At 71.6% G+C, this 11,922-nt stretch carries 6 protein-coding genes; 5 read left to right on the top strand and 1 reads right to left on the bottom strand.

All coding sequences use genetic code 11. From position 1 onward, the window contains the following. Nucleotides 1-88: 88 nt before the first annotated feature. Nucleotides 89-1,408, bottom strand: a complete 1,320-nt coding sequence (locus tag MB1_RS24570) for an MFS transporter (protein WP_245650354.1) — start codon at nucleotides 1,406-1,408, stop codon at nucleotides 89-91. A 24-nt stretch (nucleotides 1,409-1,432) separates the two neighbouring features. Here MB1_RS24570 and MB1_RS24565 point away from each other — a divergent pair, with 24 nt between their 5' ends. From MB1_RS24565 to MB1_RS24545, 5 genes are all read left to right on the top strand, one after another. Then, nucleotides 1,433-2,026 carry a TetR/AcrR family transcriptional regulator gene (locus tag MB1_RS24565; protein WP_066913696.1) on the top strand — a complete coding sequence of 198 codons (594 nt, stop codon included), beginning with the start codon at nucleotides 1,433-1,435 and terminating at the stop codon, nucleotides 2,024-2,026. Nucleotides 2,027-2,251: 225 nt separating this feature from the next. Further along, nucleotides 2,252-8,317 carry a non-ribosomal peptide synthetase gene (locus MB1_RS24560; RefSeq protein WP_066913693.1) on the top strand — a complete coding sequence of 2,022 codons (6,066 nt, stop codon included), beginning with the start codon at nucleotides 2,252-2,254 and terminating at the stop codon, nucleotides 8,315-8,317. A gap of 79 nt (nucleotides 8,318-8,396) precedes the next feature. Continuing rightward, nucleotides 8,397-9,152 carry a thioesterase II family protein gene (locus MB1_RS24555; RefSeq protein ID WP_066913691.1) on the top strand — a complete coding sequence of 252 codons (756 nt, stop codon included), beginning with the start codon at nucleotides 8,397-8,399 and terminating at the stop codon, nucleotides 9,150-9,152. Beyond that, a complete protein-coding gene (locus MB1_RS24550) occupies nucleotides 9,149-10,459 on the top strand; it encodes a beta-ketoacyl [acyl carrier protein] synthase domain-containing protein (protein WP_066913689.1) in 1,311 nt (436 codons plus the stop codon). The genes MB1_RS24555 and MB1_RS24550 overlap by 4 nt, the downstream gene beginning before the upstream one ends. Then, on the top strand, nucleotides 10,452-11,922 hold a 1,471-nt coding region (locus MB1_RS24545; protein WP_157084389.1), incomplete at its 3' end, for an acyltransferase domain-containing protein. The genes MB1_RS24550 and MB1_RS24545, both read left to right, overlap by 8 nt.

Below are 11,922 nucleotides of genomic sequence, written 5' to 3'. Positions count from 1 at the left end.
CTGAACGGCAAGGGCTTTGTCACCGTCGATGTGGCCGCGGTCTTCGAATATCCGACGGTCGGCGAACTGGCCGAGCACCTCGATCGGATCACCGAGACCGCCACGCCCGGCGCGACGTCATCGGAGTCGGCGCACTCGGTGGCTCCGATGGCAGCGTCCGGGCTCGACGAGGCGACGCTGGCGGCGCTGCGGACGACCCTCGGATAGGCGCTCCGGTGGCGGTCGGGTGGCGCGCCCCGGCGCCGCCGAAGCCGGCCGAACCGAACGGCACCGACAGCGCGCCCAGGGCCGCGGCGGTGAGGAAGGCGACGGAATAGCCTGCGCTGGTGATCAGTAGGCCGACGACCGTCGAGCCGATCGCCTGTCCGAGCAGCAGCGCCACGAACAGTAGGGATGTCCCCGCCGCCGCGCGTGCCGGATCGATGTGGACCGTCCAAGCGATCAGCGCCGAGGTCGCCGCGGTGAATCCCCAACCGAAAGCGATACACCCGACCACCAACGTCCCGATCGCGATGGCCGCGTTCGGATTCGGTGTCAGCAGCAGGATCGGAATCGAGCCGGCCATCAACCCTGCGCCCACCATCCAGGCGCGCGTCGCGGTCAACCGCGCCATCGCCGGCGCCGTGGCGATCACCGCCGCGGCACCGATGCCGAGCAGAATCCACGCTGCGACCGCCGCGTGCCACGACATGTCGGCAACGTCCACCAGGTAGGTGCGGCCGTAGACCCACACCGCGGCGGAACCGGCACCCAGGGCCGCCGCGCCCCCGGCGGCGGGCAGATGGCGCAGCAACCAGCGCCGTGACGGTCGCGCCGGGCGTCCGCGGGTGGAGCCGGTCGCCGGGCCGGTCGCCGACACGACCAGAAGTACCGCGACCGTGGCGGTGAAGCCGCCGATCAGCCACCAGGCGCCGCGCCAGTCGGGCAGCAGCGCGAGCGCGACAAGTCCGGCCCCGATCAGCCCCGGGCCGGTACCGGCGTTGACCACGGATTGCGCCTTGCCCCGGTCGGCGGTATCGACCGTCCGCTCGATGATGCTCACCAGGGAGGGCGAGGCGAACCCGGCGCCGGCCGCGGACAGGACGGCGCAGGCGCCGAATATGCCGACGGTGCCGGACGCCGCCATCCCCCAGACGCCGCCGCATGCGCTCACCGCGGCCGCGCCGATCAACGCCGTGGGTGCGCGATCCGCCAGGACGAAACCGCAGGTCGCGGCTACGCAGTAGATCAACGACGATCCCGATGCGAGGTAGCCGGCCGTCGCTGCGTCCAGACCGAGGTCCCGTTGGATATCGGGCAGGAACAAGCCGTACGCCAGTCGCACCAGGCCGTAGGTCGCCGCGACGAACGCCGTCCCCAGGACCACCACTGCCGTCGACGATCGACAAAACGAAAACGCACGTTTCACTTTGGTGAGTTTAGTCTGGGCCCCATGCCGATGCGCACCTCCTCGGAGACGAAGCTGCTGGACGCGGTGGATGAACTCGTCTTCTCGCAGGGGATCGAGGCGACTCCGGTCGACGCGGTCCTCGCCCGCGCCGGGGTATCGGCGGCCACGATGTATCGCGGCTACCGGGGCAAGGATGCGCTGGTCGCCGCGGCCCTCGAACGGCGCCATGAGCGGTGGCGAGCGCTGTGGGATCGGGCGGTGGACGCGGCCGGTGACGACGGCGCGCAGCGGTTGCTGGCGGTATTCGACGCGATGGACGAGTTCGCTCGGCGGCCGGCCGGTGCCCGTTGGTGCGCCTTTCTCGGAACCGCCGCCGAGTACGCCGCGGCGCCCCCGGAGATCGCCGCGGCCGTCGACCGCGACACCGTCCACTTGCGGGAGACCCTGGGCCGACTGGCCGCGGACATCGCCTGCCGCGACCCGGAGGCGTTGGCCGAACAGGTTCTGGTGGTGGTGACGGGCGAACTGGCCATGCGTCTGCGGGAGAACTCCCGCCGCACCTCGGCCGTCGGTCGGCGGATAGCCGCGGCGCTGATCGAGGCGGCGTTGATCGAGGCTCCCTCGTCGCCCCGGTGACCTCGGATCGGATGCCGTACCAGGCGAAACGGGCATATCGCTCGCGGCATCGAGGGGATGGCCGAGGGCACGTCGGGACCCGGCCGAGACCCAATTATTTATGTTAGCCTTGCCTTGCTGACTTGGCGTGCGGACCGGTGTCCAAACTCGTTGGGCCGGTTGGTTGCAGCAATGATGCGGCTCCCGTTGGTGGGGTCGCTATCCGCCAGCGGAGGGGATCGTCGGATGCGTGCGCTCGAAGCCGTCGAAGAAGCGATGCGGGCTCGGCTCGCCCGGGAGGGGTTGCTCGACGACGTCGGCGACATCCCGCGTCGGCGGCTACCCGATCGCGCTCCGCTCTCGTCCGCGCAGCGCGGTGTCTGGGCCTTCCAGCAACTGATTCCGGGCAGCGTGGTCTACAACCTCTGCCTGGTGCTGACCTTCGACGGCGATGTCGACGACGAGGCCCTGCGGCGCAGCTTCGATGCCCTGGTTGCTCGCCATGAGATCCTGCGCACCACCTATCACGTCGACGATTCGGGCGTACCTTATCAGCTGATCGCGTCCGAATTGTCCGTTCCCTTCGAGAGTCTCGATCTGACGTCCCTCGCCCCGGAAGCCGCGCAACGCGAATGGCGCCGGGAGATCGACGAACTGGTCGCGCGGCCCTACGACCTGTCGACCGAGGCGCCCCTGCGGTTGGTCCTCGCGCGCACGGGGGAGCGCAGCGTCTCGGTCGCGTTGGCTATCCAGCACATCGCCTGGGACGGAATGACACTGCCGGCGTTGTCCCGCGATATCGAGCGCTTCTACCGGCAGGCGCTCGTCGGCGACATCGACGCCGCCCCGCTCGACCGGCAGGTCGCCGACTTCGCCGAATACGAGCACGACCGCCTCGACCGTGACGACCACAGCGCCGCCGCCGACTTCTGGAAGCAGCGCTTCGCGGGGGATCTCGACGCCCTCGCCCTGCCCTACGACCGGCGCCCGATGGGTATGTCGGATCGGGGCGCACGCCGCGACCGGGATCTGAGCCCGACCGCGACCGCCGCGCTGCGTGGGATCTCCCGTCGCCTCGGTGCCACCACCTTCGAGACCTTCCTGGCCGCCTACTATCTGGCCCTGCGCCGCATCACCGGGCAGTCCGACATCGTGATCGGTACGACGATCGCGAACCGTGAGGAGCCCGGCCAGGAACTGCTGATCGGCAACCTCAGCAATATGGTCGCTCTCCGCTACGACAGCGCCCCCGACGCCCGCTTCGACGACGTGGTCGCCAGGGTGCGCGCGATCAACGCGGACACCTTCCGCCACAAGCGCTATCCGTACGAGCGGGCTGTCGCCGACGCCAAGTCGGTCAACTCCGATATCGGCATCGGCCTGTTCGAGACGATGGTGCTCTTCCTCGAGGACCGGATCGACGGCCCGCGTCTGCCCGGCGCCACGACGACGTGGGAGCTGATCGACAACGGCTCCGCGCTGCTGCCGATCGCGGTGGAGGTCTTCGTGATCGGCGACCGCGTCGACGTGCAGATCACCTACCAGAGCGATCTGTTCGACGTCGAGACGATCGACCGGCTGCACGAGTACATCGACGAGATCCTCACCGCAGCCGACGCCGACACCCCGATCGCCGAGTTGGTCGTGCTCTCGGCTTCCGACCGCGACCGGATCGCCGGCTGGGCGCACGGCGACGACATGGCGATCACCCCGCAGACCGTCGACGAGATGATCCGCGGCTCCGCGATCCGCACCCCCGAGCGGGTGGCGGTCGTCTTCAACGACATCGAGCTGACCTACGCCGAATTCGACCGGCGCGTCAACCAACTCGCCCGCGAACTGCTCGCCCGCGGGGTGCGCACCGCGGACCCGATCGGTGTACAGGCCGACCGCAGCGAATGGTTGCCGATCGCGGTCGCCGCCATCTTCCGGGCGGGCGCCACCTACCTGCCGATCGACCCCGACCTCCCGCACGACCGCGTCGAATTCATGGTCGAGGACACCCGACCCGTCCTGGTGATCCGGTCGCTGACCGAGGATCGCTACCCCGGCGACCCGGGGATCCCGGTGATCGATCTGGCCGACGCCGACGTTCGGGAGGCCATCGCGCAGAAGCACTCCGACACCCCGGTCGAGGTCGGCGAGCTCGACCGGCCGGTGCATCCGCGCGACGCCGCCTACATCATCTACACCTCGGGAACGACCGGTCGCCCCAAGGGCGTGATCATCGAGCATCGCTCGGTCGCCAATCGGGTGCAGTGGATGGTCGGCGCCTTCGACATGATCCCCGACGAGCGGGTCCTGCAGAAGACGCCCATCGGCTTCGACGTCGCGGTCGCCGAGATCGTCGCGAGCGCCGCCTGCGGTGCCGCTCTGGTGCTCGCCAAGCCCGGCTGGTGGTGGGTCGACCCGAAGTCGCTCGCCGACGCGATCGAACAGCACAAGGTCACTGTGGTGTCGTTCGTGCCGACCATGTTGCGCGCCTTCCTCGACGCCGATATCGACCCGCGGCAGCTCGAGTCGATCCGCTTCCTGGCCACCGGCGGCGAGTCGGTGTCGCCGTGGCTCGCACAGGAGGCCGGCAAGGTCTTCGGCTGCCCGGTCCTGGGTCTCTACGGTCCGACCGAGACCACCATGGACATCACCTACGAGGACTTCTCCACCGTCGACCCCGCCCGCTACCGGTCGGCGTTGATCGGCCTGCCCGAGTCGAATTCGAGCGTCTGGGTGCTCGACGAGCGGCTGCGGCCGGTACCGCCCGGAGTCGAGGGCGAATTGTGGCTCGGGGGAGCCCAACTCGCCCGCGGCTACCAGGGTCGCCCCGGTCGCAGCGCGTCCTCGTTCGTCTCCTGCCCCTTCGGCCGCACCCCGGGGGAGCGGATGTATCGCACCGGAGACCTGGTGCGCTTCAACGGTGTCGGCCGCCTGGAATTTGTCGGCCGCGCCGACGACCAGGTCAAGATCAGCGGTCACCGCATCGAACTCGGCGAGGTCGGCACCGCGGTACGCCAGGTCCCCGGGGTGATGTCCGCGGCGGCGATCGCCGTCACCAAGGAGTCCGGGGCCGCGCTGGCGGCGTACTACATCGCCGACCCCGGGGTCACCTCGACGCCGGCGGAGCAGGCCGCGCAGATCATCGCCTACCTGTCCCAGCGGCTGCCCGCCTACCTGGTGCCCACCTACCTGGTGCGGATGGCGGCGCTGCCGTTCACCGCCAACGGCAAGCTCGACCGCAAGGCGCTGCCCGACCCACAGCAGGACACCGCCGCCGGGAACGGTCGCCCGCTCGACGGGGAACGCGAACATCTGGTCGCCGCGGTGATCCGCACCGCCCTCGAACTACCGGACGACAAGATTTTGGGCGCCGATGACGACTTCCTCGCCCTCGGTGGAGATTCGATCGCCGCGATTCGTACCGCCTCCGCGCTGCGCAAGCGGGGACTGACCATCGCCACCCGGGCGCTGTTCGAGGCGCGCACCATCGCCGGTATCGCCGCGGCCACCGGCGACGCCGCCGCCTCCGACGCGCCGCTGCTGGTTCCGCTCGACACCGACCGCGGTGCGACGCCGCTCGGACCGGTCGCCCGCGCCCTGGTCGACACCGTCGGCGCCGATACCCGGTACTGCCAGGCGACGAGCGTGGTGCTGCCCGACGACGCCGACGTGGAACGACTGACCGCGGCCCTCACCGCGGTGCAGCTTCGTCACCCGATCCTCGGCGCCCACCTCGGCACCGACGCCGACGGGGTTCCCACCTTCGAGATCCCCACCGACGCCGACCTTCCCGCCGTCGAGGTCGAGGACGTCACCGTCGAGGGGGACCTCGGTGCCGCGCTGACCGAGTGGACCGCGATCCTCGGCGAACGGGTCGACCCGGTGACCGGCCCGATGTGGGCGACCGCCCGCGTGCAGGGCCCCGCCGGCCGGCGTCTGCTGCTGGTGATCCATCACCTGGTGGTCGACGGCGTCTCCTGGCGCATCCTGGCCGAGGACCTGGCCGCCGCGTGGACGGCGCCCGCCGCGCCGGCCGCCGCCGGCGGAACGTCGTTGCGCGCCTGGAATACCAGCCTGGTCGATCTCGCCGCGCACCCGCGGATCACCGATCAACTCGATCTCTGGGCGACCGCGAACACGATCCCCGAGCTGCCGGTGGGTAACCGCCCGCTCGACCCGACGATCGACCGGGTGCCCACCGTCCGCGAGGTCGTCGTGACCCTCGACGCCGACACCGTCGCGGCGCTGAGCACCGATGTCGCTCCGGCGTTCGGCTGCGATCTGACCGATCTGCAGGTCGCCGCCCTGGTGGTCGCCCTGGCCGACGGGCGCACCGACGCGGCGGTCTCGCTGACCCTCGAACGGCACGGCCGCGAGGAAGCGCTCTTCGCCGACGCCGACCTGTCCGGGACGATCGGCTGGTTCACCACCACCTACCCGATCACGCTCGACACCGACGGCACCGACATCGCCGCCACGATCCGCCGGGTCAAGGAGCGCCTCGGCGCGATCCCCGACAACGGCATCGGCTGGGGTCTGCTGCGCCGGCTCAACCCCGACACGCGCGAGACCCTCGCGGGGCGCCCGACTCCGGCGGTGTCGTTCAACTACATGGGACGGTTCGCCGATCCCCGCGTCGACCGGGCGGCGACCCCCTGGCTGCCGGCCCCCGAGGTCGACTTCCTGGCGGTCCACGCCGCCGACACCCTGCAGGCCGCCGCGATCCTCGACATCACCACCGTCGCACTGGCACAGGGGGATCGGGCGCGACTCGAGGCCGCACTGCGCTTCCCGGAGGGGGCGATCGACCGCGACGAGGTCGAGCGCATCGGCAGGCGTTGGGTGGCGGCGCTGACCGCGGCCGTCGACCTGGTGCGCACCGAAGGGCGCCGCTACCTGACGCCGAGCGACGTGCGCGCCGACGGCATCAGCCAGGCCGATCTGGACACCTTCGAACGCCGCCACGGCCGGATCGACGACGTCCATCCGCTCACCCCGATGCAGGAGGCGATCTACCTCGCCGGGCTGGCCGGCGCCGACGCGGACGTCTACTGCGTGCAGATGCTGATCGGCGTGCGCGGCGCGCTCGACACCCCGCGCATGATCGCCTCCCTGCAACGTTCGACCGAGCGGTACCCGAACCTGCGGGTATCGATCGATGTGACCGGGGAGGGACGGCCGGTCGCGGTGGTCCCGCACGAGGCGACGATCCCGGTTCGCGAGATCGACCTGACCACACCGACCCCCGCCGGCGACAACCCGGCGATCGTGCTGCACGGGATGCTCACCGACGACCTCGCCGAGCAGTTCGACCTGCGCTCCGGGCCGCTGCTGCGCGCCGCGGTCGCGCACCTGCCGGGCGAGGAACACCTGCTGGTGCTCACCGCCCACCATCTGGTCTCCGACGGCTGGTCGGGCCAGTTGATGCCGGCGCAGGCCTTCCTCGACTACGTCCTCGGGGACCACACGGTGGCCCCGCAGTCGGCGGATACCTTCGCGCAGTTCCTCACCCGCATCGGGGAGCAGCGCGAGGCGACCACCCGGGCCTGGGAGGAGTACCTGGCCGACGTGCGGCAGGCCTGCCTGGTCGCCCCGGAGCACAGCGGTTCGGTCACCGATCTGCCGATCGAACGGGAGTTCGTGGTCGACGCCGACCTGACGCAGCGGCTGCGCGACGTCGCCGCCGCGGCGGGTACCACGGTCTCGACGGCCTGCCAGCTGGCGTGGGCGACCACCCTGCGGTTGGTGACCGGCCGGGACACCGCGGTCTTCGGCGAGGCGGTCGCCGGCCGACCCGCCGACATCGACGGGGTCGACACCGCGGTCGGCTCGTATGCCAATACGGTGCCCCGCGCGATCGGCATCGACGAAACCGGCACCTGGGCCGACCATCTCGCGACCATCCAGCGCAGCCGCATCCCGCTGATGGATCTCGACCACTATCCGATCACCGCGGCCCACCGGGTCACCGGGGTGCGGCGACTGTTCGACACGATGATCGCCTATCAGGCGTATCCGGCGGGTCGGGCCGACCTCGAACGCCTGCTCGGCGAGGCCGACCTCGAGCTGCTCACCTTCTCCGCGCGGGCGGCCTCCGAGCACGCGATGCTGTTGACCGTCTTCCCGGAGGACGGGCTGCGCATGGTCCTGTCGTACGCGCCGGGATCGTTCGACGAGGTCGACATCGACGCGGTGGTGGCGGCCTTCACCGGCGCCCTCGACACGATCGCCGCTCACCCGGCCGAACCGATCGGCGCCGGACCGCGGCTGCCCGAAGCCATCCGCGAACGCCTCGAGGTCCTGCGAGCGTGGCGATGATCCCGACAGCACCGACCGACCCGACAGCACCGATCGACCCGACGGCACCGACACCGGAACCACAGCGGCAGGAGGCACAGTGACGACGCTCGGATGGGTGCGGCAATTCCACCGACCGGCCGACCCGGCCGCCCCGCCCCTGGTCCTCTGCCCGCACGCCGGGACCGGCGCCTCGTCCTACCGCGCCTATTCGGCGGAGTTCAGCCGGCACTTCGACGTGGTCGCCCTGCAGTATCCGGGCCGCCAGGACCGCATGAAGGAGCCGGCCGCCGGGTCGATCGAGGAATTGGGCGCCGGTGCGTTCGAGGAGTTCGCCCGCTCCGAACATCACACCGGAGCACCGATCACCGTCTTCGGCCACAGCATGGGCGGCATCGTGGCGTTCGAATTCGCCCGCGCCGCCGAGGCCGCCGGTGCGACCGTCCGGCTGTTGGCGGTCTCCGCGGTCCCGGCACCGAGCCGGATCGCCGAACACCCCCGCCACCCCCGCGACGACGATGCGATCCTCGACCGGCTGATCGCCCTCGGCGGCACCGACCCGAAGATCGCCGCCAACCGCGACCTGCTGCGGATGGCGCTGCCGGTCCTCAAGGCCGACTACACCGCCATCGACGCGTACCGCTGCGCCCCCGACGTGCGGCTCGCCGCACCGATTCACGCGTTCGGCGGCGACGACGATCCGATCGTCTTCGCCGGGGACCTGCACGGCTGGCGGGAGCACACCGCCGCCGACCTCGAGGTCTCGCTGCTGCCCGGCGGCCACTTCTACCTGGAGAGCCGATTGGGCGAACTCGGTGACGCGCTCGCCGCACCACCTGTGGCGGTGCCGCGGTGACCACCGCCACCGTGCCGGACGATGCGGTGGTCATCGCCGGGATGGCCATCGAGGCGCCCGGCGGCATCGACACGGTCGACACCTTCTGGGACGCCCTGATCGCCCGGCGCACCCTGCTGACCCCGCTGCCCACCGACCGCGGCTGGTCCCCGGAGGCATTGACCGACCTCGGCCGACGCGACGGGTGGATGTCGGTCCCCGATTCGGGCGGATTCCTCGACGGCGCCGCCGATTTCGACCCCGGTCTCTTCGGCCTGAGCCCCCGCGAAGCCACCGCGATGGACCCCCAGCAGCGGGTGGCCCTGCGAGTGACCTGGCAGGCCCTCCAGACCGCCGGCGAAGACCCACAGGACGCCGCCGACCGGCGCGACGCCGGCTGCTATATGGGCGTCAACGCCAACGGGTACGGGCCCTCAATGGCCGTCCCCGGCGATCACAACGGTCATCTGCTCGCGGGGACCTCCCTCAGCGGCGTCTCCGGCCGGGTCTCGCATTGCCTCGGCCTCGGTGGCCCGTCGATGACCATCGACACCGGCTGCGCCGCCTCGCTGACCGCGGTCCACCAGGCGGCCAACGCCGTTCGGTGGGGCGAATGCCCGTGGGCGGTCGCCGGCGGCGTCACCGTCATGGGATCGCCGATGATGTTCGTCGAGTTCGCCAAGAACCACGCCCTCGCTCCGGACGGCACCTGCCGGCCCTACGCCGACGGACCGGGCGGCACCATCTGGTCCGAGGGCGCCGGCGTGGTCCTCGTCGAGCGCGCCGAACGGGCCCGCCGCCTCGGCCACCGCATCCACGGCGTGATCGCCGCCGCGACCTCGAACCACAACGCCGGCCGCTCGGGGATCACCGTCCCCGACCGAGACGGCCAACGCGACCTGATCACCCGGACGATCGACCGCGCCGGAATCGACCCCGCCACCGTCGATGTCGTCGAGGGACACGGCACCGGCACCCGCGTCGGCGACCCGATCGAGCTCGGCGCCCTCGCCGACACGTACGGCGCCGCCCATATCGACACCCCGGTGCGGGTGGGTTCGGTCAAGTCGAACCTCGGCCATACCCAGGCCGCCGCCGGCGTGATCGGCCTGATCAAGGTGCTCGTGTCCGCGGAACACGAGGTCGTCGCGCCGACCCTGCACGCCGACCCGCCGTCGACCGCGATCGACTGGGACCGCAGCGGTCTCGCCCTCGCCGACACCGCGACGGCCTGGCCCAGCCGGGACGGTGCGCGCCACGCCGCGGTCTCCGCCTTCGGTATCACCGGGCACAACACCCATCTGGTGGTGACGATCCCCGATGCCTGACCATCGACTTCCCGACGGACGCACCCCGGTGCTGCTGACCGCCGACGATCCGGAGGGCCTGCGCGACGAGGCGATCGCCCTCGACGCCTATCTGACCGCCTATCCCGAGGTCCCGCCGGCCGCGATCGCCGACATGCTGTGGCGCACCCGCTCCCCGCGTCGCCGGCGCGCCCTGATCCTTGCCGGGGACCGCTCGACGCTCGACGCGGCGGTCGACGCGATCGCCCGCGGCCATGGCCATCCCGACGTGGTGACCGCCACGGTGGGCGAGCCGCGCCGCATCGCGATGGTGATCGCCGGCCAGGGCAGCCAACGCCCCGGTCTGGGTGCCGGGCTGCACGCCGCCTCCGCCGGCTACCGCGCCGAGGTCGATCGGTGCCTCGAGCACCTCTCCGCCGACCGGGCAGCCGTCGTCCGCCGCTACCTGCTCGACGACGGGGCCGAAGGGGCCGACGGCACCACGGTGCAACCGGCTCTGGTGGTGCACGCGTTGGGCATGCTTGCGTTGTGGCGCGACCACGGTGTCGTTCCCGACCTGACCGTCGGGCACAGCCTGGGCGAGATCGCCGCCGCGGTCGCCGCCGGACTGCTCGACCGCCGCGACGCCATCCGCATCGCGGAGATCCGCGCCGCCGCCACCGCATCGGTCACCATCGACGACCACGCGATGGCCGCCCTGGGCATCTCGGAGCGGGACGCCGCCGAATCGATCGCCCGCCGGCCCGGCTGGGCCGAGATCACCGTGGTCAACGGCCCGGAATCGGTCTGCGTCAACGGCGACCGCGCCACGATCGCCGACCTGATCGCGCACACCACCGCATCGGGGCGGTTCGCCCGACCGATCGCGATCACCCATCCGGCGCATACCACCGCCATGCGACCGCTCGCGACGCGGATCCGGAGCGACCTGGCGGAGGCGGGAGTCCCGGACGGCTTCGGCGCCGCGCGGATCGCCTGCATCGGCGGCACTCTCGGCGCGCGCATCCCCGACGACATCTCCGTCGCCGACTACTGGTATCTGAACGTGCGCAATACCGTTCGCTTCGATCGGGCGATCGTCGCGGCCGCCGCCGAGATCTTCGTCGAGATCGCCGACCACCCCATCCTGGCCGCCGGAATCGCCGGCACCCTCGCCGGTACAGCAGCTGACGGCACGCGGGACACCGCGGATCCCGTGGTGGTGACGACCTCCCGGCGCACCGCCCGCGGGCTCGAGGAGTTCAGCCGGGCGTTGGCGACGGTGGTCCTGGCGCAACCGCGCCTCGACCGCGCGCAGTGGGCGGTGCCCGGCCCGGTCCGATTGCCGCTGCGCGGCTTCCCGACGACCGTCATGCGCCGCCGCCGGCTGTGGCTGCCGCCGGCGGATAGTGCGGCCTCGAGCACGCCGGATGTCGGTCGGGACGAGGCGCTGCGCGCGACCCCGGCCGCGGTCGCCGCGCCGCGGCTGGCGCGACCCGGCGTCG

Source organism: Millisia brevis NBRC 105863, from assembly GCF_001552615.1.
Classification (GTDB): domain Bacteria; phylum Actinomycetota; class Actinomycetes; order Mycobacteriales; family Mycobacteriaceae; genus Millisia; species Millisia brevis.
Note: the sequence above shows the minus strand (reverse complement) of the source record. Positions and strands in the feature narration are given on the sequence as shown.

Excerpts from the sequence above, each read along its gene's own strand:
- MB1_RS24565 (WP_066913696.1), top strand. The coding sequence starts at position 1,433 with ATGCCGATGCGCACCTCCTCGGAGACGAAGCTGCTGGACGCGGTGGAT.
- MB1_RS24560 (WP_066913693.1), top strand. The coding sequence starts at position 2,252 with ATGCGTGCGCTCGAAGCCGTCGAAGAAGCGATGCGGGCTCGGCTCGCC.